Below are 25,132 nucleotides of genomic sequence, written 5' to 3' on the forward strand. Positions count from 1 at the left end.
GTCAGCGCGAGCCGGACGTCCCGGCTGCCCGGGGGGCCGTCCCGGAGGACACCGCCGTCCCGGACGTCTCGGCGGAACCGGCCGGTGCGGCGGAGCGCCGCCGGGCCGTCTCGGCGGCGTCGCGCTTGAAGAGCCAGTCCATCCTGGGCTCCATCGCGAACCGGAACGTCCGCCGCACCGGCGAGCTGCACAGCAGCGCCGCCAGGGCCGCGGCGCCGATCGTCAGCGCGACGATGCCGGCCGGAGTGGTGATCCACGGGAACTCGTCGTACCACCCGAAGATCCGCGAGGCCTGCACCAGGAAGCCGTGCAGCAGGTAGGCGTACAGCGTCCCCGCACCCAGCGCGGTGAACCACATGCGGCGCCGGGGGACCCAGGCGAAGAAGCAGACGGCCAGCACCAGCGAGCAGGCGAACATCGCCAGTTTCATGGCGACGCCGATCCACCAGGGCACGCCGAGTTCCTGGCCGCTGCTGTTGTGGTAGAACCACTCGAAGTTCATCCGGGGCCCCGACCAGTAGGCGAAGACCAGTGCCGCGGCGGCCACGAGGACGCTCAGCAGCCGCACCTCGCGCCGCCGTACGCGCTCGAAGTGCTCGGGGCGCAGGCAGAGGCCGAGGACGAAGAACGGCAGGAGCTGCAGCACCCGCTGGAGGTCCAGGTCGTTGCCGATGTCGGGCGACACGGAGGCCAGCAGGGCGATGCCCAGGGCCACCGGCAGAGGCCGGCGCAGCGCCTTCCAGACGGGCGTCGTCAGCCGCCACACGAACAGCGCGATCAGGAACCAGGTCAGGTACCAGGGATCGAGCAGGCTTATGGGGTGCTCCGGGGAGTCCGCCACCTTCCTGAACAGGCTGTAGGCGGTCTCGAAGATCAGGTACGGCACCAGTACACCGGTCACCAGCCGCCGCACCCGGCTCGGGCGCATGTCGAAGCTGCGGGAGAAGTAGCCGGAGACGATGATGAAGGCCGGCATGTGGAAGGCGTACACGAAGTTGTAGGCCGCCAGCACCGCCCGCGAGTCGTCGATCACCGGCCGCCAGGCGTGTCCCACCACGACCAGCGCGATCGCCAGGAACTTGGCGTTGTCGAAGAAGGCGTCCCGCTGCTTGGCTCCTCCCGCTCCGCCTCCCGGCCCGGGCCGCACGGTCTCCGGTGCGGACGGGGCGGACGGGGCGGCCGCGTCGGGCCTGGCGGGAGGGAGCGGGGAGCGCTCATGGCCGACTTGGAACATCTGCCGCACCTTAGTGGGAACCCATCCGGAGGTAAATCCGAGGAGGTCTCCCCGCCCCCGGAACGGGGAATTGCGACCGGCGCCCCCCGGACGGACAGCGGCCGGAGGCCTCCTCCGGATTATGTCCGTTAAGTTCCATTCGCCCGCCCTTTCTTTCCGTGTATTCCGGACTTGTCCCCCGGATGTGTGCTGCTCTTTCCCCGGAGGCGTTTCCCCGTCCGGCGCGGCCCGCGGCACCGCCCAATTCCAGTGGTGAAGTCATTGGGAATGTTCTCGGAAGATCCGATCCGAAACACCGGTGCCCGGCGGTGCCGGCCCGGCCGGCGCCGCCGGGGCGCTCCGGTGTACCGGTGCGCTGACACGCCCGGGGCCCGCCGATCCTCCACCTGCCTCCACTGACACGGCAGTTGGTGGCACGATGGTCACGCCGGGGGCGCGGTGGAGGGTCCCCGGGCCGGCGTTGCCGGCGCAGAGGCGTTGCGACCGAGGGTGTGATCAGTTGTGGCCATTTCACTGTCTGTGGTGCTGCTCTTGGCGATCATCATGGTCGTTCTCATGCGCAGCGGCTCGCTGAAGGCGGGGCCCGCGATCGTCGCGATCCTCTTCGGCTTCTTCCTGGCCTCCACGGGCATCGCCCCGTCGATCAACCGCTTCCTCGACTCGCTCGCCGAGTCGATCAACCAGATCACTTTCTGAGCCGCGCCCGGAAAACGGGCACGGAAGCCGGAAACGGAGAACGGCCCGGTCCTCGCCGAGGACCGGGCCGTTCTCCGTCGGAGCGGGCGACGGGAATCGAACCCGCGTAGCCAGTTTGGAAGACTGGGGCTCTACCATTGAGCTACGCCCGCGACGCCGCCGTCGTTCACGGGGCAGGCAGATCATACAGACTGCGACCGGCCGGCCGTGAACCGTGTGCGGCACGCTCCGCATCGTACGGCATGTACTCTACGTGTCGCACGGACGGGGTGTGGCGCAGCTTGGTAGCGCGTCCGCTTTGGGAGCGGAAGGCCGTCGGTTCGAATCCGGCCACCCCGACCACGTACTATGAAAGACGCGCCTGTCTGTGTCGTGTCTGCGTGCGGGGCGCCCCACAAGAAGTACGAAGTCCCAGCAGTCAGCCCCCAAGGAGACCGACCGTGAAGAGCGCCGTGGAGAACCTGAACCCCACCCGGGTTCGGCTCACTGTCGAGGTGCCCTTCGAGGAGCTCAAGCCCAGCCTCGACGCGGCGTACAAGAAGATCAACCAGCAGGTCACCGTGCCCGGCTTCCGCAAGGGCAAGGTTCCCGCCCGGGTGATCGACCAGCGGTTCGGCCGGGGCGCGGTCCTGGAGGAGGCCGTCAACGACGCGCTTCCCAAGCTCTACCAGGACGCCGTCGAGGAGGGTGAGCTGAGCCCGCTCGGCCAGCCCGAGGTCGACATCACCGAGCTCAAGGACAACGAGCTCCTCGCGTTCACCGCCGAGGTGGACGTCCGCCCCTCCATCGAGATCCCGGACTACTCCGGCATCGAGGTCACCGTCGACGCCGTCGAGGTCACCGACGAGGACGTGGACAAGTCGGTCGAGCAGCTCCGTGAGCGCTTCGCCTCCACCACCGTCGTCGAGCGCGCCGCCGCCGAGGGCGACGTCGTCAAGATCGACCTGGAGGCCAGCGTCGACGGCGAGGTCCTGGAGGACGGCGTCGCCAAGGGCATCGACTACACCATCGGCTCCGGCGAGCTGCTGGACGGCATCGACGAGGCCGTCACCGGCCTGGAGGCCGGCGGTTCCGCCACCTTCACCTCCGAGCTCAAGGGCGGCTCCGCCGCGGGCCGCGAGGCCGAGGTCAAGGTGGACGTCACCTCCGTCTCCGCCCGCGAACTGCCCGAACTGGACGACGACTTCGCCCAGATGGCCAGCGAGTTCGACACCCTCGAGGAGCTGCGGGCCGACAGCCGCAAGCGCCTGGAGCGGATGAAGAAGTACGACCAGGCCACCCAGGCCCAGGAGAAGGTGCTCGACGCGCTCATCTCCCTGGTCGAGGTCCCGGTCCCGGAGAAGCTCCTCCAGGACGAGATCAACACCCGCAAGCACAACCTGGTCAACCACCAGCTCTCGCAGCTCGGCATGGACCTCGCGACCTACCTGAAGATGCAGGAGAAGTCCGAGGAGGAGTTCGAGAACGAGCTCAAGGAGCAGGCCGAGAAGGGCATCCGGACCCAGTTCATCCTCGACGAGCTGGTCAACAAGGAGAAGCTGAACGTCAACCAGGAGGAGCTCACCGAGCACCTCATGCGGCGTGCCCAGTCCTCCGGCATGAGCCCCGACCAGTTCGCCCAGGCCGTCGTCGAGGGCGGCCAGGTGCCGATGCTCGTCGGCGAGGTCGCCCGCGGCAAGGCCCTCGCGGTCGTCGTCGAGGCCGCCAAGGTCACCGACACCAACGGTGAGACCGTCTCCATGGAGGACGAGGAGGACGAGGAGGAGTCCGGCGAGGCCGCAGGCGCCTCCGCCGACGACGCCTCCGCCGACGACGCCTCCGCCGAGTCCGCCGGGCAGAGCGGCGAGAAGTCCGAGGGCTGACCGGAGGGGCCACGCCCCACGACCGGCCGAACGGGCCCGCGCGCGACACCGCGTGCGGGCCCGTTCGCGTACGGCGGAACACGCCGGTTCCACCTGCGGGAACGCTCCCTGCGCTAACAGCGAACAGTTCTCGGACCGGGATGGCGCAGTCGGACCCGCGCGTTAGGGTCCAAGTACAGACGAAGACCCCAGAGACGGCCCTGCGGCAGACGCGGCCGTCCGTATACGAGCAGGTGGACACGTGACGCTTCCGATGCCTTCCGCCGCCACCGAGCCGACCATCGGTGGCCTCGGCGACCAGGTCTACAACCGGCTGCTCAACGAGCGGATCATCTTCCTCGGCCAGCCGGTCGACGACGACATCGCCAACAAGATCACCGCTCAGCTGCTCCTCCTGGCCGCTGACCCGGACAAGGACATCTACCTCTACATCAACAGCCCGGGCGGCTCGATCACGGCCGGCATGGCGATCTACGACACCATGCAGTACATCAAGAACGACGTGGTGACCATCGCCATGGGTCTGGCCGCCTCCATGGGCCAGTTCCTGCTGAGCGCCGGCACCCCCGGCAAGCGCTTCGCCCTGCCGAACGCGGAGATCCTCATCCACCAGCCCTCCGCGGGCCTGGCGGGCTCGGCCTCGGACATCAAGATCCACGCCGAGCAGCTCCTGCGCACCAAGAAGAAGATGACGAGGCTGTCCGCGCTGCACACCGGCCAGAGCGAGGAGCAGTGGACCCGCGACGCCGACCGCGACCGCTGGTTCACCGCCCAGGAGGCCAAGGAGTACGGCCTGATCGACGAGGTCTACGGCTCCGCCACGCAGCTTCCGGGCGGCGGCGGTACGGGCGCGTGAGCGCCTGACGTCCCGCAGCTCGACACCGCAGCCAGTCCATCTCTCCAGAACGGTGTACAGCCACATGAACAGTCAGCACAGCTTCCCCGGGGCCGGGATCCACGACCGCCTCGAGGCCCGCTACACCGGGCCGTCGGCCGAGTCCCGCTACGTCGTTCCGCGTTTCGTGGAGCGCACCTCGCAGGGCGTGCGGGAGTACGACCCGTACGCCAAGCTCTTCGAGGAGCGCGTGATCTTCCTCGGCGTGCAGATCGACGACGCCTCCGCCAACGACGTCATGGCGCAGCTGCTGTGCCTGGAGTCGATGGACCCCGACCGCGACATCTCGGTCTACATCAACAGCCCCGGCGGCTCCTTCACGGCGCTGACGGCCATCTACGACACGATGCAGTTCGTCAAGCCGGACATCCAGACCGTCTGCATGGGACAGGCGGCCTCCGCCGCGGCCGTGCTGCTCGCCGCCGGCACCCCCGGCAAGCGGATGGCGCTGCCCAACGCGCGGATCCTGATCCACCAGCCCTACAGCGAGACCGGCCGCGGCCAGGTCTCCGACCTGGAGATCGCCGCCAACGAGGTGCAGCGGATGCGCACCCAGCTGGAGGAGATGCTCGCCAAGCACTCCAACAAGCCGATCGAGCAGATCAGCCAGGACATCGAGCGCGACAAGATCCTCACCGCCGAGGAGTCACTGGAGTACGGCCTGATCGACCAGATCATCTCCACCCGCAAGACCTCGGTGGGGCTGGGCTGAGCCCGCGGTTTCTCCCGAACATTTCCGCCCCCCTCGGGTCGAGTCGGTCCGAGGGGGGCCCATTCAGGGGGCCGGGCAAGGTACCGTCATAGGGGGTCCGGGGGCCGCCCCCGCCAAGGCCCAGAGCAAGCACCCGGGTTCGCGGAACTCGACGGATCCCAGGCGAAGGAGAAGCACCTCGTGGCACGCATCGGTGACGGCGGCGATCTGCTCAAGTGCTCGTTCTGCGGCAAGAGCCAGAAGCAGGTGAAGAAGCTCATCGCGGGGCCGGGCGTCTACATCTGCGACGAGTGCATCGACCTCTGCAACGAGATCATCGAGGAAGAGCTCGCCGACACCTCCGAGATGCGCTGGGACGAACTGCCCAAGCCGCGTGAGATCTACGAGTTCCTCGAGGGGTACGTCGTCGGCCAGGAGGCCGCCAAGAAGGCCCTCTCCGTCGCCGTCTACAACCACTACAAGCGGGTGCAGGCCGGGGAGAACGGCGGCCCGCAGGGCCGTGACGACGGCATCGAGCTGGCCAAGTCCAACATCCTCCTGCTGGGCCCCACCGGCTCCGGCAAGACGCTGCTGGCGCAGACCCTCGCCCGGATGCTGAACGTCCCCTTCGCCATCGCCGACGCCACCGCCCTGACCGAGGCCGGCTACGTGGGCGAGGACGTCGAGAACATCCTGCTGAAGCTGATCCAGGCCGCCGACTACGACGTGAAGAAGGCCGAGACCGGGATCATCTACATCGACGAGATCGACAAGGTCGCCCGCAAGAGCGAGAATCCGTCGATCACCCGCGACGTCTCCGGTGAGGGCGTGCAGCAGGCGCTGCTGAAGATCCTGGAGGGCACCACCGCCTCCGTGCCGCCGCAGGGCGGGCGCAAACACCCCCACCAGGAGTTCATCCAGATCGACACCACGAACGTGCTGTTCATCGTGGGCGGCGCCTTCGCCGGGCTGGAGAAGATCATCGAGTCCCGGGCGGGAGCCAAGGGCATCGGCTTCGGCGCCACGATCCGCTCCAAGCGCGAGATCGAGGCCAGCAACCAGTTCGAGGACGTCATGCCCGAGGACCTGGTCAAGTTCGGCATGATCCCGGAGTTCATCGGCCGCCTGCCGGTCATCACCTCCGTCCACAACCTCGACCGCGAGGCCCTGCTGAAGATCCTGGTCGAGCCGCGCAACGCGCTGGTCAAGCAGTACCAGCGGCTCTTCGAGCTCGACGGCGTGGAGCTGGACTTCGACCGCCCGGCGCTGGAGGCCATCGCCGACCAGGCGATCCTGCGCGGGACCGGGGCGCGCGGTCTGCGCGCGATCATGGAGGAGGTCCTGATGTCGGTGATGTACGAGGTGCCCTCGCGCAAGGACGTGGCGCGTGTGGTGATCACCGAGGACGTCGTCCACTCCAACGTCAACCCCACCCTGGTGCCCCGCTCCCGCGGGGAGCGCGACCAGGGGCAGGGGCCGCGCGAGAAGAGCGCGTAGCGCGCGGCAGGCGACATGCGGCGGGGGCCGCCCGGAGGGAATCCGGGCGGCCCCCGCCCTCGTTCGCGAGCGGGCCCCGTGCGGGCTACCCGACCTCGACGAGCACGTCGTTGCGGAGCTTCGCCACCTGGTCGGCGGCCTCCTCCAGGGGCAGGCTCCGGCCGGTGATCACCGCGGCCACGTCGGTGCTCACGGAGTAGGCGACGGTGCTGTGGTCGGCCCAGATGCAGTAGGGCATGGTGAAGTTCTGGCCGACCTCGGAGGAGCCGTCGCCGGTGAACCTGACCTCCTGGCACTTCAGGATCGCGTTCTCCAGTCCCTCGGGGGTGAACCGCCGGGGCTCGCCGACGAGCTCGGCCGTCCCCTCTTCGCCGCCCTCGCCCACGCCGGGGTCCTCCTTGGCCTTCTCCTCGATCACCTCGAACATGGCGTCGACGACCGCCTCGGGGTCCTTGACCTCGCCCCACACACCGCTGAAGGTCAGCAGCTTCCGGGCCGCGGGGTTGTCGCCCGCCTCGTAGTTGGCGGCCACGGACTCCGGATTCTCGACGCCCAGGGCCCTGATCTCCTCCAGGTCCTCCGCGTCCATCTCGTCCCCGTCGTCGGCGGCCTTGGTGTACTCGCCGCCCAGAACCGTCGCGGGCGTGGCCAGCTTGTACCGCCTGCCGTCGTCGGTGATGCCGCCGCCGTCTCCGGAGAAGACGAAGTAGCCGCCCACCGCCAGGCCGGCGACCGCGAGGACGGCCACCAGGGCGCCGATCACCTTGCCCCTGCCGCCCCCGCCCGGCGGGGGCGGGGGCACGTAGCCGCCGGGCGGCGGCGGGTAACCGGGCTGTCCCCAGCCCTGCTGCTGGGGGAAGCCCGGCTGAGGCTGACCGGCCTGACCGGGCTGCTGCGGGTAGCCGTATCCCGGCTGCCCCTGCGGAGGCATGCCCGGCTGCTGCGGGTAGCCGTACCCCGGCTGAGGGCCGCCGTACGGCGGCTGCGGGGGCTGCTGGCCGTACGGACCGGGCTGCGGCGGCGGCTGGTTGTGACACACGCTGGGGCTCCCCCTTGATCGGACACGTTCATCAATGAGCGGTCCCATCCTGGCGGACCCCGGCGCTCCCCCGTCACCCGGACCCCCAAACCGGTTCGAGACCGCCGCCCGGCCGCCCGTACACTGGCCGTCGTGACCGAGAACACTCAGCAGAGCCCGACCCCCGCGGGGGCGGAGCCGTCGAACAGCGCCCATGCCGACCTGCCGACCCAGTACGTCCCGGCCGAGGTGGAGGAGAAGCTGTACGAGCGCTGGGTAGAGCGCGGTTACTTCGAGGCGGACGCCAAGAGCGACAAGCCGCCGTACACGATCGTCATCCCGCCGCCCAACGTCACCGGCAGCCTGCACCTGGGCCACGCCTTCGAGCACACGCTGATCGACGCCCTCACCCGCCGCAAGCGGATGCAGGGCCACGAGACGCTGTGGCAGCCCGGCATGGACCACGCCGGCATCGCCACCCAGAACGTCGTCGAGCGCGAGCTGGCCAAGGAGGACAAGTCCCGCCACGACCTGGGCCGCGAGGCGTTCGTGGAGCGGGTGTGGCAGTGGAAGTCGGAGTCCGGCGGCCAGATCTCCGGCCAGATGCGGCGGCTGGGCGACGGCGTCGCCTGGTCGCGTGAGCGCTTCACCATGGACGAGGGGCTCTCCCGCGCCGTCCAGACGATCTTCAAGCGGCTCTACGACGACGAGCTGATCTACCGCGCCGAGCGGATCATCAACTGGTGCCCGCGCTGTCTGACGGCCATCTCCGACATCGAGGTGGAGTACGCCGACCAGGACGGCGAGCTGGTCTCCATCCGATACGGCGAGGGCGAGAACTCCATCGTCGTGGCCACCACCCGCGCCGAGACGATGCTCGGCGACACCGCCGTGGCCGTCCACCCCGACGACGAGCGCTACGCCCACCTCGCCGGCACCGAGATCGAGCTGCCGCTCACCGGCCGGCGCATCCCGGTCGTCGCCGACGAGCACGTGGACCCCGAGTTCGGCACCGGCGCCGTCAAGGTCACCCCGGCGCACGACCCGAACGACTTCGAGATCGGCCGCCGCCACGACCTGCCGAGCATCACGGTCATGGACGAGCACGCCGTCATCACCGCCCACGGCCCGTTCCAGGGCCTGGACCGGCTGGAGGCGCGTTCGGCGGTCGTCGGCGCGCTGCGCGCCGAGGGGCGCATCGTCGCCGAGAAGCGCCCCTACGTCCACTCCGTCGGCCACTGCTCGCGCTGCAAGACGACCATCGAGCCGCGGCTGTCGATGCAGTGGTGGGTGAAGGTCGGACCGCTGGCGAAGGCCGCCGGCGACGCGGTGCGCGACGGCCGGGTCGCCATCCACCCCAAGGAGATGGAGTCCCGCTACTTCGGCTGGGTCGACAACCTCCACGACTGGTGCATCTCCCGCCAGCTGTGGTGGGGCCACCGCATCCCGGTCTGGTACGGCCCGAACGGCGAGACCGTCTGCGTCGGCCCGGACGAGGAGCCGCCGAGCGGCGAGGGCTGGTACCAGGACAGCGATGTGCTGGACACCTGGTTCTCCTCCGGCCTGTGGCCCTTCTCCACCCTCGGATGGCCCGAGCGGACCGAGAGCCTGGAGAAGTTCTATCCGAACTCCGTCCTGGTCACCGGCTACGACATCCTCTTCTTCTGGGTCGCCCGGATGATGATGTTCGGCCTGTACGCGATGGACGGCACCCCGCCGTTCCACCAGATCGTGCTGCACGGCATGGTCCGCGACCAGTTCGGCAAGAAGATGTCGAAGTCCTTCGGCAACGCGGTCAACCCGCTGGACTGGATGGACACCTACGGCTCCGACGCGCTGCGCTTCACCCTCGCGCGCGGCGCCAACCCCGGTGTCGACGTCCCCATCGGCGAGGACTGGGTCCAGGCGTCCCGCAACTTCGCCAACAAGGTGTGGAACGCCACCCGCTTCGCGCTGATGAACGGCGCCACGGTCGAGGGCGATCTGCCCGCGCCCGGGGAGTTGTCGGCGACCGACCGCTGGATCCTCTCCCGGCTGAACACGGTCGTGGCCGAGGTGGACGCGTACTACGACGACTACCAGTTCGCCAAGCTCTCCGACCTCCTCTACCACTTCGCCTGGGACGAGGTCTTCGACTGGTACGTCGAGCTGTCCAAGACCACCTTCGCCGCGGGCGGCGACGCGGCCCGCGCCTCCGCCCGCGTCCTGGGCGAGGTCCTGGACACCACGCTGCGGCTGCTCCACCCGGTGATGCCGTTCGTCACCGAGACGCTGTGGACGACGCTGACGGGCGGGGAGTCCGTGGTGATCGCCGACTGGCCCTCCGACTCCGGCTTCCGCGACACCGCGGCCGAGCAGGAGATCGCCACGCTCCAGCAGGTGATCACCGAGGTCCGCCGCTTCCGCGCCGACCAGGGGCTCCAGCCCGGCCAGCGCGTCCCGGCCCGTCTCACCCTGGAAGGCACCGATCTCGCCGTCCACGAGGCGGCCATCCGCTCCCTGCTGCGCCTGCAGCCGGCCGGCGAGGACTTCCGGGCCACCGCGTCCCTGCCGGTGGCGGGCGCGAAGGTGGAGCTGGACCTGTCCGGAGCGATCGACTTCGCCGCCGAGCGCAAGCGTCTGGCCAAGGACCTGGCGGCGGCCGAGAAGGAGCTGGCGCAGACCACGGCCAAGCTCGGCAACGAGGGCTTCCTGGCCAAGGCCCCCGACCACGTGGTCGACAAGATCCGCACCCGCAGGGAGCAGGCCGAGGCGGACATCGCCCGGATCTCCGCCCAGCTGGAGGCGCTGCCGCAGGCCTAGAAAGCCCGCAGGCGGGTAGGACGACGAGTACGACGAGAGAGCGGTGGCCGCCGCGCCCGGCCCGGGCGCGGCGGCCACCGCCGTCTCCGTACACTGAAACGGTGAGTGAGCAGCCCCCGCACGACCCGCACGAAGGCCCCGGCGACGCCTCCGGTCAGGAGGGGGAGCACGGCGATCCCCTGGAGCGGTTCGACGAGATCATCGACGCCGAGACCGACCGCGACCCCGATCTCGCCGTGATCGAGGCCGGCAGCCGCACCCTGCGCACCCAGGCCGGTCCGGCCGGCGGCGGCGAGCTGCCGACCCGGCCCGAGGACCCGGAGCTGGACCGGGCGCTGCGGGCGGTGGAGACCGAGCTGGTGGGGCGGTGGCCGGAGACGAGGCTGGAGCCGTCCCTGACGCGGATCGCCGCGCTGATGGACGTGCTCGGCGAGCCGCAGCGCTCCTACCCCTGCATCCACATCACCGGCACCAACGGCAAGACCACCACCGCCCGGATGATCGAGGCCCTGCTGGGCGCCTTCGACCTGCGCACCGGCCGCTACAGCAGCCCGCACGTGCAGGCCATGACCGAGCGGATCAGCCTGGACGGCGCGCCGATCTCCGCCGAGCGGTTCATCGAGACGTACGAGGACCTGCGGCCGTACGTGGAGATGGTGGACGCCGCCCAGGAGCACCGGCTGTCGTTCTTCGAGGTCATGACGGGCATGGCGTACGCGGCCTTCGCCGACGCGCCCGTGGACGTGGCGGTCGTCGAGGTCGGCATGGGCGGGAACTGGGACGCCACCAACGTGATCGACGCGTCCGTCGCCGTCGTCACCCCGATCGCCCTGGACCACACCGACCGGCTGGGCGAGACGCCCGAGGAGATCGCGGCGGAGAAGTCCGGCATCGTCAAGCGGGACGCCACCGTCGTGCTCGCCCAGCAGCCGGTCGAGGCCGCCTCGGTCGTACTGCGCAAGGCCGTGGAGATGGACGCCACCGTCGCCCGCGAGGGCCTGGAGTTCGGTGTCGTCTCCCGTGAGGTCGCCGTCGGCGGGCAGCTGCTGACGCTGCGCGGTCTGGGCGGGGAGTACCCGGAGGTCTTCCTGCCGCTGCACGGCGCCCACATGGCGCACAACGCCGCCGTGGCGCTGGCGGCGGTCGAGGCGTTCTTCGGCATCGGCTCCCGGCACGCCCGTGCCCTGGACATCGACGCGGTGCGCACCGCCTTCGCCGCCGTGGCCTCCCCCGGGCGGCTGGAGGTGGTGCGCCGCAGTCCCACGGTGGTGCTGGACGCCGCGCACAACCCCGCGGGCGCCCAGGCGACGGCCGCCGCGATCACCGAGGCGTTCGGCTTCAGCCGTCTGGTCGGCGTGGTCGCCCCCAGCGCCGAGAAGGACGTCAAGGGGCTGCTGGAGGCGTTCGAGCCGGTCTTCGCCGAGGTCGTGCTCACCCGCAACTCCACCCCCCGCGCCATGGACGTGGACGAACTCGCCGCACTGGCCGTGGAGGTCTTCGGCGAGGAGCGGATCCAGGTCGAGCCCCGGCTGGACGACGCGCTGGAGGCGGCCATCACCCTGGCCGAGGAGGAGGGCGAGTACGCCGGCGCGGGCGTACTGGTCACCGGCTCGGTCTTCACCGTCGGCGAGGCCCGGCTGCTGCTCGGAAAGGACAGGTGACACACGGTGCGTACGCTCTGCGCGTCCACGCTCGTCGGTGAGTTCCTCGTCATCGGCTTCGCCTCCCTGGTGGCGGTGCGGCTGGGGGAGTTGCCCGCGGGGACGGTGTGGGCCGTCGGCGGCACGGCGATGGCGCTGTGCCTGCTGCTGTGCGGGATGCTCGGCCGGCCCGGCGCGCTCCAGCTCGGCTGGGTGCTGCAGATCGGCCTGATCGCCTCCGGTTTCGCCGTCCCCGCGATGTTCTTCCTCGGCGCGGTCTTCGCCGGGCTGTGGTGGGCGTCGATCCACTTCGGCCGGGTGATCGACGAGGCGAAGGCCCGCAGGGCCGCGGGGGCCGGCGCCGCCTGATCCGCACCGCGTGACGGGTGCCGACGGGGCGCGGGCGGGCTCCCTGTAGCCTCTGAGCACTTGTGAAAGCCCGTACCTCACGCGAAAGTCCCAAGGAGCAGCCGACCATGAGCCAGCGCACCCTCGTCCTCCTCAAGCCCGACGCGGTCAGGCGGGGCCTGATCGGCGAGATCGTCGGGCGCATCGAACGCAAGGCCGGCTGGACGATCAGCGCGATGGAGCTGCGCACGCTGGACCGCGCCACCCTGGAGCGGCACTACGCCGAGCACGTCGGCCGCCCGTTCTACGAGCCGCTGCTGGAGTTCATGGCCTCCGGCCCGTCCGTCGCGATGGTCGTGGAGGGCGAGAGGGTGATCGAGGGAGTGCGCGCCCTGGCCGGCCCGACCGACCCGATCGCCGCAGCGCCCGGCTCCATCCGGGGGGATTTCGGAACGATCGTGCGTGAGAACCTTGTCCACGCCTCGGACTCCGAGGAGTCCGCCGAACGGGAGCTGAAGATCTTCTTCCCCTCCCGCTCCTGACGGCGTGTCATAAGTGCGAACCTCTTGACCTGGGGCGATCGATGGAATTCGATCGCCCCAAGTGAATTCGCCCTCCACCCGGGGGAACGAATCACCCGGACGCGACGTCACCACATACGGGGATGAACCGCGTTCCGCCGACAATGACGGAGGAGGAACCCTCTCACCGCGTTCGAAGGAGCGCGACTACGATGGAAACTTCTCCGGGCCCCGCAGCGCACGCTGTCGTCCTCCCCTCACATCGCTCCAGTCGGAAGGCCTGACGTATCCTCATGGCGAACAACATGTCGTTCATCGGCCGTGACATGGCTGTCGACCTCGGGACCGCCAACACGCTGGTGTACGTCAGGGGTCGCGGGATCGTCCTCAACGAGCCATCGGTCGTCGCCATCAACACCAACACCGGCGGAATCCTCGCGGTCGGCGCCGAGGCGAAGAAGATGATCGGCCGCACCCCGGGCAACATCGTGGCGGTCCGCCCCCTCAAGGACGGGGTGATCGCGGACTTCGAGATCACCGAGCGGATGCTCCGCTACTTCATCCTCAAGATCCACAAGCGGCGCTACCTCGCGCGCCCCCGGGTGGTCGTGTGCGTCCCCTCCGGTATCACCGGTGTCGAGCGACGCGCGGTCATCGAGGCCTCCACGCAGGCCGGCGCCCGTCAGGTGCACATCATCGAGGAGCCCATGGCGGCCGCCATCGGCTCGGGGCTGCCGGTCCACGAGGCGACGGGCAACATGGTCGTCGACATCGGCGGCGGCACCACCGAGGTGGCCGTGATCTCCCTGGGCGGGATCGTCACCGCGCAGTCCATCCGGGTGGCAGGCGACGAGCTGGACAACGCGATCATCCAGCACATCAAGAAGGAGTACAGCCTCCTGCTGGGCGAACGCACGGCCGAGAGCATCAAGATCACGATCGGTTCGGCGTACGACCTGGAGGACGACGAGCACACCGAGATCCGCGGCCGCGACCTGGTCAGCGGACTGCCCAAGACCGTGGTCATCTCGGCCTCCGAGGTCCGCAAGGCCATCGAGGAGCCCGTCAACTCCATCGTGGACGCGGTCAAGACCACCCTCGACAAGTGCCCGCCCGAGCTCTCCGGCGACATCATGGACCGCGGCATCGTCCTCACCGGCGGCGGCGCCCTGCTGCGCGGCCTGGACGAGCGGCTGCGGCGCGAGACTGGCATGCCCATCCACATCGCCGAGGACCCGCTGGACTCGGTGGCGCTGGGTTCGGGCAAGTGCGTCGAGGAGTTCGAGGCGCTCCAGCAGGTGCTCGACGCCCAGCCGCGGCGGTGACGCCGGGCCGGGCGGCCCCCGCCACGCCGCCGGCGCCCGGCCGGCGGCCGCAAGGCGGCGGGCGCCCCGGGAAACCGGAGCGGCACCACGGTCAGACAAGTCCAACAAGGGAAGGCACGGCCGTCGCACGTGAGGGATACACGAGAGAGCCGGCTGCTGCTCGTTCTGCTGGTCGCCATCGCGTTCGCACTGATCACGGTGGACATCCGCGGCGGTGAGCGGTCGCCGCTGGACGGGGCGCGGCAGGTGACCGCGTCCGTCCTGGGCCCGGTGGAGAGCGGCGTCGCCACCGCCGTCGACCCCGTCGGCAACGCCATCGCGGCCGTACGGGACTCCGGCGAGCGCCACGACCGGATCAGCGTACTGGAGCAGGAGAACGCCGAACTGAAGCAGAGGCTCGCCGCCTCCGACCGGGACAACGCCCGGGTCAGGCAGCTCGACGAACTGCTGAGGACCGCGGGCGCCGGGCAGTACGGCATCAAGGCCGCCCAGGTCGTCGGGATCGGCGCCGCCCAGGGCTTCTCCTGGACCGTCACCATCGACGTCGGCCGCGACGACGGCATCAGGCGCGACATGACCGTGATAAACGGCGACGGACTCGTCGGCCGGGTCACCACCGTCGGACCGAGCACCTCCACCGTGCTCCTGGCCAACGACCCCGACTTCACCGTCGGCACCCGGATGGAGGGCACCGGCGAACTCGGCTTCGCGGGCGGCCGCGGCGACAGCGCGCTGACCGTCCAGCTCCTCAACAGCAAGGCCAGGGTGAAGAAGGGCGACCGCCTGGTCACCTTCGGCTCCAGCAACGACCGGCCGTTCGTGCCCGGCGTGCCGGTGGGCGAGGTCATCCGGGTCGACCCGCACAGCGGCGGCCTCACCCGGACGGTGCGGGTGCGGCCGTACGTCGGCTTCACCAAGCTCGACATCGTCGGAGTCGTCGTCAAGCCGCCGCGCACCGACCCGCGCGACGCGGTCCTCCCGCCCAAGCCGAAGGACCGGCCCGCCCCGACGGTCACGGTGACCGCCGACCCCTCGGCCGCCGCCGAGTCGTCCGCCGCCGGCCCCTCGGCGAGCACCGGCCCCTCCGCGGACGCCGCTCCCTCCGGGAGCGCCGCACCCAGCCCTTCCAGGAGCTGACCGATAACGATGCACCCCAACCGGATCCTGCTCTCGATCGCGCTCGTCGTCGTCGCCCTGGTGGTCCAGGTCAGCGTGCTGGCCCGGCTCCAGCTGCCCGGCGCCGTCCCCGACCTGCTGCTGCTGACCGTCCTCGGCCTGGCGCTGGTCTACGGCCACACCGGCGGAGCCCTGGTCGGCTTCGCGGCCGGCCTGCTGGCCGACCTCGCGCCGCCCGCCGACCACGCCGTGGGCCGCTACGCCCTGGTGCTGTGCGTCGTCGGCTACGCCGCCGGCCTGACCAAGCCGGAGAACGGCCAGCACCGCTCGGCCACCGTCCCGATGCTCGTCGTGGCCGGCGCCGCGCTCTCCTCCACCCTGCTCTACGCCGGCGTCGGCGCGCTGGTCGGCGACACCGCGGCCCGCCACGTGGGCCTGGGCCTGCTGCTGACCACGGCCACCATCTACGACCTGCTGCTCGCGCCCTTCACCGTCCCGGTGGTCATGGCGCTGGCCCGCCGCACCGCGCACGACCCGCTCGCCGACACGGCCGGCAGCGCCGGCGACGGTGCCCGCACCTACGGCGGACTGCTCGGCCCCGGAGGGCTCGGCGGGCTGCGCGGCCGCACCGGCCGCCTCGGCGGCCGGGCTGGAGCCGTCCGGCGCGGCGGCCTGACGGCCCGCGTCCCCAGGAGCGGGACGGGGCGGATCAAGGGCGTCAAGCGGCTGTGACGGCGACGGCGACTGTGACGGCGGCAGCGGCTGTGACGACGGCGGCGACTGTGATTGCGACGGAGACGCAGTGAGCAACATTCCCGAGACCGGGCGCACCCCCCGGGTCACCATCCGGCTGGTCGCCATCCAGATCCTGGTCTTCTCCCTGATGCTCACCCTCGGCGGGCGGCTGTGGTACCTCCAGATCCGCAACGGCGAGGAGTACGCCGAGAAGGCCGCGGGCAACCACGTGCAGCAGGTCGTCCAGCCCGCCGTGCGCGGCGCCATCCTCGACGCGCGCGGTGTGCCGCTGGCCGACAACGAGACCCGGCTGGTGGTCTCCGCCAGCCGCACCGAGCTGATGAAGATGGACGACGGCGGCAAGGCCGTCCTCACCCGGCTCGCCGGCGTCCTGGACATGACCTACAAGGAGGTCTCCGAGAAGATCCGCCTGTGCGACGCCGAGACCCCGCAGCCCTGCTGGAACGGCTCGCCCTACCAGCCGATCCCGGTGACCGACGAGGCCACCACGCAGCAGGCCCTCCAGATCCGCGAACGCCAGGAGGACTTCCCCGGCATCACCGCCGAACCCGTCGCCGTCCGCCGCTACCCGGCCCCGTACGGCGCGCAGACCTCACAGGTCCTCGGCTACCTCTCGCCCGTCACCGACGAGGAGATCGCGCAGACCAAGGACACCGACTCCCCGCTGCTCAGCTCCGACCAGATCGGCCGCTCCGGCCTGGAGCGCCAGTACGACGCGGCGCTGCGCGGCGACGCGGGCGTGACGCGCTACAAGGTGGACAACCTCGGCCGTGTCATCGGCGAGGCCGAGAACGACAAGGGCGAGCCCGGTTCCTCCCTCGTCACCAGCATCGACGCACGCGTCCAGGCCGTCGCCGAGAAGGAACTGGTCAAGGCGATGAAGGAGGCGCGCAAGCAGCACGACCGCAACACCAACCGCAACTACGAGGCGGACGCGGGCGCGGTCGTGGTGATGGAGTCCAGGACGGGCCGGATCGTGGCGATGGCCTCCGCGCCGGACTACGACCCCAACGCCTGGGTCGGCGGCATCTCCGCCAAGGACTACGCCAGGCTCACCGGCAAGAAGTCCAACTACCCGCTGCTCAACCGGGCCACCCAGGGACAGGCCGCGCCCGGCTCGATCTTCAAGGTGATCCCGACCGCCGCGGCCGTCAAGGCCGGCTACGAGTTCGACGGACGCTACAACTGCCCCTCCTCGTACAGCATCGGCGGCCAGGTCTTCAAGAACTTCGAGTCCCAGAACCACGGCATGATCGACCTCGGCCGCGCGCTGGAGGTCTCCTGCGACACCGTCTACTACGCCCTGGCCCACCAGGAGTGGAAGAAGGACGGCGGGGCCGATCCCAAGAAGAACCCCGACGACTGGTTCTACAAGATGGCCCACGAGTTCGGCCTCGGCAAGCGCACCGGGATCGACCTGCCCAACGAGGTCACCGGGCGGGTGCCCGACCGGAAGTGGAAGCAGGAGTACTGGGAGGCCAACAAGGACGCCTGGTGCAAGTACGGCAAGAAGGACGGGGACTACGTCGAGAAGATCGCGTACGAGAACTGCCTGGAGGGCAACAAACTGCGCGCCGGCGACAGCGTCAACTACTCCATCGGGCAGGGTGACACACTGGTGACGCCCATTCAGATGGCGGTCATCTACGCGGCCCTGAGCAACGGCGGCACCATGTACGAGCCCACCGTCGGCAAGGCCGTCATCAGCCCCGACGGCAAGACCGTCGAGGAGATCGAGCCGAAGAAGCGCGGCAGGCTGCCGATGGACGCCAAGACCCTGCGCCAGACCGACAAGGCGCTCGAGGGCGTGGCCACCCGCGGCACCGCCGCCTGGCGCTTCGCCGACACCGGCTGGCCGCAGAAGGAGATCCCCATGCACGCCAAGACCGGTACGGCCGAGGTCCACGGCAAGCAGACCACCTCGTGGTTCGCGACCTACACCGACGAGTACACGATCGTCATGACGATCTCCCAGGGCGGCACCGGCTCCGGCGCCTCCGGCCCCGCGGTGCGCGCGATCTACGACGCGCTGTACGGCGTCGGCGAGGGCGGGAAGATCGACAGGAAGAAGGCCCTGCTGCCCGAGCCGCAGAAGAAGCTTCCCGAGATCAACCCGGACGGCACCATCGAGGCCCTGCGCCAGAAGGGCTTCAAGCCGTGAGCACCCACTCCTACAACGGGCGGCCCTGGCAGGAGCGCTCCGCATGGAGCAGGCTGACGGCCCGCGACTCCGTCCTGCGCCGCCTGGACTGGACCCTGCTGCTGGCCTGCGTGGCGCTGTCCGTCATCGGCTCCCTGCTGGTGTGGTCCGCCACCCGCAACCGCACCGAGCTGAACGAGGGCGACCCCCAGCACTTCCTGTGGCGCCATCTGATCAGCCTCGCCATCGGCGTCGCGCTGTCCGTGGGCACCGTCTGGCTCGGCCACCGCAGGCTGCGCGGCGCGGTCCCGGTGCTGTACGCGCTGTCGGTGCTGCTCACACTGCTCGTGCTCACCCCGCTCGGCGCGACGATCAACGGCCAGCGCGCCTGGCTGGACCTGGGCGCCGGCCTGTCGCTCCAGCCCGCCGAGTTCGCCAAGATCACCATCATCCTGGGCATGGCGATGCTGCTCGCCGCCCAGGTGGACGCCGGCGACCGGCTCCACCCCGACCACCGCACGGTGGTGCAGGCCCTTCTGCTGGCCGCCGTGCCGATCGGGATCGTCATGCTGATGCCCGACATGGGCTCGGTGATGGTGCTGGTCGTGATCGTGCTGGGAGTGCTGCTGGCCTCCGGCGCCTCCAACCGCTGGATCATCGGCCTGCTGGCCACGGGCGGCATCGGCGCCGTCCTGGTCTGGCAGCTCGGCGTGCTCGACGAGTACCAGATCAACCGCTTCGCGGCCTTCGCCAACCCCGCGCTCGACCCGTCCGGCGCCGGCTACAACACCAACCAGGCCAGGATCGCCATCGGCTCGGGCGGCCTCTACGGCAAGGGACTGTTCGAGGGCAGCCAGACCACCGGGCGGTTCGTCCCCGAGCAGCAGACCGACTTCGTCTTCACCGTCGCGGGCGAGGAACTGGGCTTCCTCGGCGCGGGCCTGATCATCCTCCTGGTGGGCGTGGTGCTGTGGCGCGCCTGCCGCATCGCGCTGGAGACGACCGAGCTGTACGGCACGATCGTCGCCGCCGGGATCATCGCCTGGTTCGCCTTCCAGTCCTTCGAGAACATCGGGATGACCATGGGCATCATGCCCGTCGCCGGTCTGCCGCTGCCCTTCGTCAGCTACGGCGGCACCTCGATGTTCGCGGTCTGGATCGCCATCGGGCTGCTCCAGTCGATCCGGGTGCAGCGCCCGGTCTCCGCCTGAGCCCTGCCCCTGCCCCCGCCCGCGTGCCCGTGTGCCGGCCTGTGCCGGTACGCGGGCACGGGGCCCGCCCCGGCAGGCGTTACGCTGGATGGTCACTCCCGTCCGCCGAACGCGCGGACCGTCACCCGAGAATCCAGCGAATCCAGCGAACCCCCAGCATCCGAGGACACCACCCATGCCTGTCGAGTCGGTCTTCCCGCGCCTGGAGGCCCTCCTCCCGCACGTCCAGAAGCCGATCCAGTACGTCGGCGGAGAGCTGAACTCCACCGTCAAGGACTGGGACGCCTGCGATGTCCGCTGGGCCCTGATGTACCCCGACGCCTACGAGGTCGGCCTGCCCAACCAGGGCGTCATGATCCTCTACGAGGTCCTCAACGAGCGCGAGGGCGTGCTCGCCGAGCGCACCTACAGCGTCTGGCCGGACCTGGAGAAGCTCATGCGCGAGCACCGGGTCCCGCAGTTCACCGTGGACGCCCACCGCCCGGTCGGCGCCTTCGACCTGTTCGGCGTCTCCTTCTCCACCGAGCTGGGCTACACCAACCTGCTCACCGCCCTGGACCTGGCCGGCATCCCGCTTCGGGCGAAGGACCGCACCGCGGACCACCCGGTGGTCGTCGCCGGCGGCCACGCGGCCTTCAACCCCGAGCCGATCGCCGACTACATCGACTGCGCGGTCATCGGCGACGGCGAGCAGGCCGTGCTGGAGATCACCGAGATCACCCGGGCCTGGAAGGCCGAGGGACGCCCCGGCGGACGCGAGGAGCTGCTGCTGCGCCTGGCGAAGACCGGCGGCGTGTACGTCCCCGGCTTCTACGACGTGGAGTACCTGCCCGACGGCCGCATCGCCCGCGTCGTGCCCAATCGCTCCGGCGTGCCGTGGCGGGTGTCCAAGCACACCGTGATGGACCTCGACGAGTGGCCCTACCCCAAGCAGCCCCTGGTGCCGCTGGCCGAGACCGTCCACGAGCGGATGAGCGTGGAGATCTTCCGCGGCTGCACCCGCGGCTGCCGCTTCTGCCAGGCCGGCATGATCACCCGCCCGGTGCGCGAGCGCTCCATCACCGGCATCGGCGAGATGGTGGAGAAGGGCCTGAAGAACACCGGCTTCGAGGAGGTCGGCCTGCTGTCGCTGTCCTCGGCCGACCACAGCGAGATCGGCGACGTCGCCAAGGGCCTGGCCGACCGCTACGAGGACGACAAGATCGGCCTGTCGCTGCCCTCCACCCGGGTGGACGCCTTCAACATCGACCTGGCCAACGAGCTGACCCGCAACGGCCGCCGCTCGGGCCTGACCTTCGCCCCCGAGGGCGGCAGCGAGCGCATCCGCAAGGTCATCAACAAGATGGTCTCCGAGGACGACCTGATCCGCACCGTCGCCACCGCCTACGGCAACGGCTGGCGCCAGGTGAAGCTGTACTTCATGTGCGGCCTGCCCACCGAGACCGACGACGACGTTCTCCAGATCGCCGACATGGCCGCCAAGGTCATCTCCAAGGGCCGCGAGGTCTCCGGCTCCAACGACATCCGCTGCACCGTCTCCATCGGCGGCTTCGTGCCCAAGCCCCACACCCCCTTCCAGTGGGCGCCGCAGCTGTCGGCCGAGGAGACCGACGCCCGCCTGGAGAAGCTGCGCGAGAGGATCCGCGCCGACAAGCGCTACGGCCGCTCCATCGGCTTCCGCTACCACGACGGCAAGCCCGGCATCGTCGAGGGCCTGCTCTCGCGCGGCGACCGGCGCGTGGGCGACGTCATCCGCGCCGTCTACGAGGCCGGCGGCCGCTTCGACGGCTGGCGCGAGCACTTCTCCTACGACCTGTGGATGGAGTGCGCCGAGCGCGCGCTGGCCCCCCACGGCGTGGACGTCGACTGGTACACCACCCGCGAGCGCACCTACGAGGAGGTCCTGCCCTGGGACCACCTCGACTCCGGCCTCGACAAGGACTGGCTGTGGGAGGACTGGCAGGACGCCCTCGACGAGACCGAGGTCGAGGACTGCCGCTGGACCCCCTGCTTCGACTGCGGCGTGTGCCCGGCGATGGACACCTCCATCCAGATCGGCCCGACGGGCAAGAAGCTGCTCCCGCTGACGGTCGTCAACAAGTAGCCGCCGCCCGCCGCCCGCCGCGCGGGCACCGCGCCCCGCCCCCGGCCAGGGGTATCCGCTGGCCGGGGGCGGGGCGCGCTGACACACTGGCCGCATGCCACTCGTCGTGGGGTGCGGTTCCAGCACGGACGAGAGGCTTTCCCGTTCTGGAAAGCCAGGGATCTTGACCCCACTGCCCGAAGGTCGGAAGCATCACTCGGGACACCGGCTGTCGATGTGAGGGGGAGGCTGTGGGCGCTGCGGGACGCATCTGCTCAGACGCTCCTCCACCACATGCTCACGCCCCTACATCCGTCAGCGCTCGACAGGCGGTCGTCCGCACCACTCACAGCGCCTGGGTGATGGCGATGGCGCCGTAGCTTCTGTCCTCGGTTACGAGTTCCCGCGACTGCCGGATCTCTTCGGTGTGCATGCCCTTGGAGCGACCACCGACGTGCCGGTCCTCGCTCATCGTGGCTTACGGTGTCGGCCGCGTCCGGGAGCCAGGGGGTTGGCAGGAGGCTCAGGGGTCTCTCCCCGGGATACCTGCTCGGTGGGAGGCCGGACGATCCTGCGGGCATGAGTCAGGTTGTCGGCCATCGTGAAGAACTCCCACGATGACCCGTTCCACCGCTCGACCAACCTCGGCTGGCCGGGATCCACATGTTCGCCGCGTCGGGGGCCGTAGGCGTGCACGATGCGCATTCGGCCGATTCGGGCTTCGCGGCGAGCCATGTAGTCGGACAGTGGTTCTTCGTCGGGCATCTGTTTGTTCCTGTCGCTTCAGCACCGGAGCGGCCGGCGCGGGGGAGCGCCGACCGCTCCGACCGTACGCGGGACGGGAGCTTGATCGCTGCCGTCAGGTGGTCCAGGTGATCTCCTGGCCTTCGGGTGATGCGGTGATCAGGAACCGGTCCAGAGTCGGTGCTCCGTCCCTGTGCCATCGGCTCAGATGGTCTTCGATCCGGTCCCACAGCCGGTCGGGACCGCCCTGCCGGACGAGCCGCCGTTCGCTCTCCCTCCGCAGTGCGGCCCAGGCCCCGGCGTCCACGTCCAGAAGGATGTCCAGGTCGCCCCCGTCCTGTGCCAGACGGAATCGCTGGGCACGAGGGGCGGCGAGCTGCGCGACGAACCGTGCTGTCCAGTCCTCCAGGGGGTCGTCCGCCAGGTGGGTTTCCCGCTCCTCTCCCTCGCTCATGTCGGGCAGGACTCCCAGCGGTGGCGGGACCTGTGGGCGGGCGAGCATGAAGGAGACGGCATCGCCCAGCAGGCGTCCCGTCGCTGTGCCGTCCTGCCGCACGGTGAGGCGTGCCAGCTCCGAGGAGTAGAGCCAGCCGCCCACCGTGGCGAGGATCTGCCCGCCCGGCCTCACCTGTGCGATCCATTCGGCAGGAATGTGCAGAACGCCACAGGTGGCGATCAGCCGGTCATAGGGAGCGCCCTCGGGGTGTCCCTTGAGACCGTCACCCACGACAAGACCGGGGAAGTGGCCGACCCGCCCCAGGGCGGCTCGGGCGCGGCCTGAAATCTCCGCGTCCACTTCGACAGAGGTCACCAGCTCGTCGCCCAGGCGGTGACAGAGCAACGCCGTGGAGTATCCCGTCCCTGTGCCGACCTCCAGGACACTCATGCCGTCGCCGACGTCCAGTTCCTCCAGCATCCGGACCACGAGACCGGGCAAGGTGCTCGAACTGGTCGGCTGTCGGTAGATCCGGCCTTCGATGTCGGCCGGCATGACGGTTCCGGCGACCTGGGTCACCAGAGAGTCGTCGGAGTAGCAGGCCGGCAGCCAGGCCGGATCTTTCGGCCCAACCGGCTCCCAGCCTGTACGGCCCCCTTCGTCCGTGCGCCGGAAGAAGCCTCCGCGCAGAAACTCGTGCCGTGGAATGCCGAGGACGGCTTGACGCCACTCCGGTGAACGAAGATCGCCGCTGGCCGTGATGTGGTCGGCCAGTGCTTCGCGAAGGATCTTGTCGGTGGTCATCGCGGATGACGCTCCAGTAGGTCGGCCATGGCAGAGACCATGGGCAGCCCGGTAGGCGGCTCCAGCCAGGCCCATTGGCCGGACGGATTGCACTCCAGAAACCACCATGCACCGTGGCGGTCAAGGGCGAAGTCGAATGCGCCGAATACCAGCCCGAAGTAAGCGAGGTAGCGCCTGAGCGCGGCTTCGATGCCGTCCGGGGGCTTGACGACGCGGTAGGAGAGTTTGCCGTAGTCCGTTCGCCAGTCCAGAAGGCCGGAGTCGATACGGACGGGAAAGATCCGGTCCCCGATCACCGTCACCCGAACATCGGCGACCTTGTCCACGCGACTCTGGAAGAGATGGGCGGTGCCGGCCACCTGTCCGTCCAACTGGTCGGCGGTGACTTCCCCGACCTCCACGGTGCAGGACGCCCCGTCCACGCGGTACAGCGGAGTGGACAGGGGCTTGTAGATGGCAGGGCCGTGGTCCTTGACGAACCTCTTCGCCGCTTCGGGGTCAGAGGTGACCATCGTGTTGGGGACCTTGAAGCCGCACTGCGCCGCAGCGACGAGCCCCGAGGGCTTGAACTCGGCGTCTCCGATGCGGTGGGGGTGGTTGACATACAGACAGCCGGGCAGGGACGCGAGGACGCCGCCGAGTCCGTAACGGGCCTGTGTGACGGCGAATCGAGCGTCCTGCTCATTGAGGTGCGGGAAGGCGAAGCCCGAAGGACGCCGGTAGTAGAGGGAGCGGACGCGGGAGAGGTCTGCGGCGCGGGTCGAGGTGACCAGGGTTCCACTGATGCCCTCTTCGGTGATGGTTGCTGCGACCGACAAGGCGGCGGGGAAGTCCCCGGAGTCGAGCCGCACGACCGGGGTGCCCCGGTCGTGCAGCTCGTTGATCACCAGGTCGGCCGTAGGGTCGTCGATCATGGTGACGACCAGCACCGGGCCGTCATTGATCACTGGTCGCTGTCGTTCCCGGTGTCCTGGTCACCGCCACCGGAGCCACCGGGCCCGGAGCCGTCCGACGGGTTGCCGGTGTTCGTGGCCGGGTTCGTGCCGGTGCTGGTGCCATGTCCGGGCATCTCCATGACCTGCCCGCTGTGGTCGAAGTAGCGGGCGGTCTGCGTCGTGGGGTCGATCTCGGCTCGCGCGTAGCCGGGCGCCAAGGCCGGGTACGGGGCCATCCTCCGAACGCCCCACGGAACGGCGGTTGCATGCCCCTGGGGTACCGGCGAACCGGTCGGGAGCCGATCCGAGTGATTGAACACGTTGTCCTCCATAGTGGGTTTCGCGGTGATGTTCGGGCGAACCCGCCCGGGTCGCGCT

At 69.9% G+C, this 25,132-nt stretch carries 22 protein-coding genes and 2 tRNA genes; 16 read left to right on the plus strand and 8 right to left on the minus strand.

Annotated features, from left to right (window positions below):
* Position 1: 1 nt before the first annotated feature.
* Entirely contained in the window at positions 2 to 1,234 is a 1,233-nt protein-coding gene (locus L7D48_RS00355) for an acyltransferase family protein (RefSeq protein WP_237875877.1), read from the minus strand.
* A 501-nt stretch (positions 1,235 to 1,735) separates the two neighbouring features.
* Between L7D48_RS00355 and L7D48_RS00360 the strand changes: the two genes are divergently transcribed.
* On the plus strand, positions 1,736 to 1,930 hold the full coding sequence (locus L7D48_RS00360) for a hypothetical protein (RefSeq protein ID WP_237875879.1): 195 nt from the start codon (positions 1,736 to 1,738) through the stop codon (positions 1,928 to 1,930).
* A gap of 81 nt (positions 1,931 to 2,011) precedes the next feature.
* Here the strand turns inward: L7D48_RS00360 and L7D48_RS00365 are convergent.
* A tRNA-Gly gene (locus tag L7D48_RS00365) sits at positions 2,012 to 2,082 on the minus strand.
* Positions 2,083 to 2,195: 113 nt separating this feature from the next.
* Here L7D48_RS00365 and L7D48_RS00370 point away from each other — a divergent pair.
* The 5 genes from L7D48_RS00370 (at position 2,196) to clpX (ending at position 6,875) form a co-directional block, all read left to right on the plus strand.
* Positions 2,196 to 2,272: transfer RNA gene (locus L7D48_RS00370), tRNA-Pro, on the plus strand.
* A gap of 98 nt (positions 2,273 to 2,370) precedes the next feature.
* Positions 2,371 to 3,792 carry a trigger factor gene (gene tig / locus L7D48_RS00375; RefSeq protein WP_237875881.1) on the plus strand — a complete coding sequence of 474 codons (1,422 nt, stop codon included), beginning with the start codon at positions 2,371 to 2,373 and terminating at the stop codon, positions 3,790 to 3,792.
* A gap of 253 nt (positions 3,793 to 4,045) precedes the next feature.
* Positions 4,046 to 4,648, plus strand: coding sequence for an ATP-dependent Clp protease proteolytic subunit (locus L7D48_RS00380; protein WP_177213868.1), 603 nt, complete (start codon positions 4,046 to 4,048; stop codon positions 4,646 to 4,648).
* Positions 4,649 to 4,712: 64 nt separating this feature from the next.
* Positions 4,713 to 5,399 carry an ATP-dependent Clp protease proteolytic subunit gene (locus L7D48_RS00385; RefSeq protein ID WP_093654454.1) on the plus strand — a complete coding sequence of 229 codons (687 nt, stop codon included), beginning with the start codon at positions 4,713 to 4,715 and terminating at the stop codon, positions 5,397 to 5,399.
* Between the two features lie 180 nt (positions 5,400 to 5,579).
* Positions 5,580 to 6,875 carry an ATP-dependent Clp protease ATP-binding subunit ClpX gene (clpX, locus tag L7D48_RS00390; protein WP_206348773.1) on the plus strand — a complete coding sequence of 432 codons (1,296 nt, stop codon included), beginning with the start codon at positions 5,580 to 5,582 and terminating at the stop codon, positions 6,873 to 6,875.
* A gap of 85 nt (positions 6,876 to 6,960) precedes the next feature.
* Here the strand turns inward: clpX and L7D48_RS00395 are convergent, their stop codons facing one another.
* Positions 6,961 to 7,914, minus strand: coding sequence for a hypothetical protein (locus L7D48_RS00395; protein ID WP_237875884.1), 954 nt, complete (start codon positions 7,912 to 7,914; stop codon positions 6,961 to 6,963).
* A gap of 132 nt (positions 7,915 to 8,046) precedes the next feature.
* Between L7D48_RS00395 and L7D48_RS00400 the strand changes: the two genes are divergently transcribed.
* The 10 genes from L7D48_RS00400 (at position 8,047) to L7D48_RS00445 (ending at position 21,856) form a co-directional block, all read left to right on the plus strand.
* Positions 8,047 to 10,695 (plus strand): valine--tRNA ligase, encoded by a 2,649-nt coding sequence (locus L7D48_RS00400; protein WP_237875886.1) that lies wholly within the window; start codon positions 8,047 to 8,049, stop codon positions 10,693 to 10,695.
* 101 nt (positions 10,696 to 10,796) lie between these two features.
* The gene (locus tag L7D48_RS00405) at positions 10,797 to 12,356 is read left to right on the plus strand and encodes a folylpolyglutamate synthase/dihydrofolate synthase family protein (protein WP_374490507.1); all 1,560 of its coding nucleotides are present in this window, start codon (positions 10,797 to 10,799) and stop codon (positions 12,354 to 12,356) included.
* 6 nt (positions 12,357 to 12,362) lie between these two features.
* The gene (locus L7D48_RS00410; RefSeq protein ID WP_237875888.1) at positions 12,363 to 12,704 is read left to right on the plus strand and encodes a DUF4233 domain-containing protein; all 342 of its coding nucleotides are present in this window, start codon (positions 12,363 to 12,365) and stop codon (positions 12,702 to 12,704) included.
* A 107-nt stretch (positions 12,705 to 12,811) separates the two neighbouring features.
* The gene (gene ndk, locus L7D48_RS00415) at positions 12,812 to 13,225 is read left to right on the plus strand and encodes a nucleoside-diphosphate kinase (protein WP_237875890.1); all 414 of its coding nucleotides are present in this window, start codon (positions 12,812 to 12,814) and stop codon (positions 13,223 to 13,225) included.
* 284 nt (positions 13,226 to 13,509) lie between these two features.
* On the plus strand, positions 13,510 to 14,529 hold the full coding sequence (locus L7D48_RS00420; protein ID WP_206348846.1) for a rod shape-determining protein: 1,020 nt from the start codon (positions 13,510 to 13,512) through the stop codon (positions 14,527 to 14,529).
* A gap of 129 nt (positions 14,530 to 14,658) precedes the next feature.
* Entirely contained in the window at positions 14,659 to 15,666 is a 1,008-nt protein-coding gene (gene mreC / locus L7D48_RS00425; RefSeq protein ID WP_237875891.1) for a rod shape-determining protein MreC, read from the plus strand.
* 9 nt (positions 15,667 to 15,675) lie between these two features.
* Positions 15,676 to 16,377, plus strand: coding sequence for a rod shape-determining protein MreD (gene mreD, locus L7D48_RS00430; protein WP_237875893.1), 702 nt, complete (start codon positions 15,676 to 15,678; stop codon positions 16,375 to 16,377).
* A 70-nt stretch (positions 16,378 to 16,447) separates the two neighbouring features.
* Positions 16,448 to 18,562, plus strand: coding sequence for a penicillin-binding protein 2 (mrdA, locus tag L7D48_RS00435; RefSeq protein ID WP_237875895.1), 2,115 nt, complete (start codon positions 16,448 to 16,450; stop codon positions 18,560 to 18,562).
* The gene (rodA, locus tag L7D48_RS00440; RefSeq protein WP_237875897.1) at positions 18,559 to 19,752 is read left to right on the plus strand and encodes a rod shape-determining protein RodA; all 1,194 of its coding nucleotides are present in this window, start codon (positions 18,559 to 18,561) and stop codon (positions 19,750 to 19,752) included. Before mrdA ends, rodA begins: the two co-directional genes overlap by 4 nt.
* Before the next feature lie 175 nt (positions 19,753 to 19,927).
* Positions 19,928 to 21,856, plus strand: coding sequence for a TIGR03960 family B12-binding radical SAM protein (locus L7D48_RS00445; RefSeq protein WP_237875899.1), 1,929 nt, complete (start codon positions 19,928 to 19,930; stop codon positions 21,854 to 21,856).
* A gap of 325 nt (positions 21,857 to 22,181) precedes the next feature.
* Here the strand turns inward: L7D48_RS00445 and L7D48_RS29045 are convergent, their stop codons facing one another.
* The 5 genes from L7D48_RS29045 to tgmA all read right to left on the minus strand — a co-directional run bounded on the left by L7D48_RS29045 (position 22,182) and on the right by tgmA (position 25,074).
* Positions 22,182 to 22,307 (minus strand): hypothetical protein, encoded by a 126-nt coding sequence (locus tag L7D48_RS29045; protein ID WP_256462259.1) that lies wholly within the window; start codon positions 22,305 to 22,307, stop codon positions 22,182 to 22,184.
* A complete protein-coding gene (locus tag L7D48_RS00450) occupies positions 22,304 to 22,600 on the minus strand; it encodes a DUF6087 family protein (RefSeq protein WP_256462260.1) in 297 nt (98 codons plus the stop codon). Before L7D48_RS00450 ends, L7D48_RS29045 begins: the two co-directional genes overlap by 4 nt.
* A 94-nt stretch (positions 22,601 to 22,694) precedes the next feature.
* Positions 22,695 to 23,819 carry an ATP-grasp peptide maturase system methyltransferase gene (gene tgmC, locus L7D48_RS00455; protein ID WP_237875901.1) on the minus strand — a complete coding sequence of 375 codons (1,125 nt, stop codon included), beginning with the start codon at positions 23,817 to 23,819 and terminating at the stop codon, positions 22,695 to 22,697.
* Positions 23,816 to 24,766, minus strand: a complete 951-nt coding sequence (tgmB, locus tag L7D48_RS00460; protein ID WP_237875903.1) for an ATP-grasp ribosomal peptide maturase — start codon at positions 24,764 to 24,766, stop codon at positions 23,816 to 23,818. Before tgmB ends, tgmC begins: the two co-directional genes overlap by 4 nt.
* Positions 24,763 to 25,074, minus strand: coding sequence for a putative ATP-grasp-modified RiPP (tgmA, locus tag L7D48_RS00465; RefSeq protein ID WP_206348758.1), 312 nt, complete (start codon positions 25,072 to 25,074; stop codon positions 24,763 to 24,765). Before tgmA ends, tgmB begins: the two co-directional genes overlap by 4 nt.
* Positions 25,075 to 25,132 lie beyond the last annotated feature (58 nt).

This window comes from Streptomyces sp. ICN903 (assembly GCF_022015835.1).
GTDB lineage: Bacteria > Actinomycetota > Actinomycetes > Streptomycetales > Streptomycetaceae > Streptomyces > Streptomyces fenghuangensis.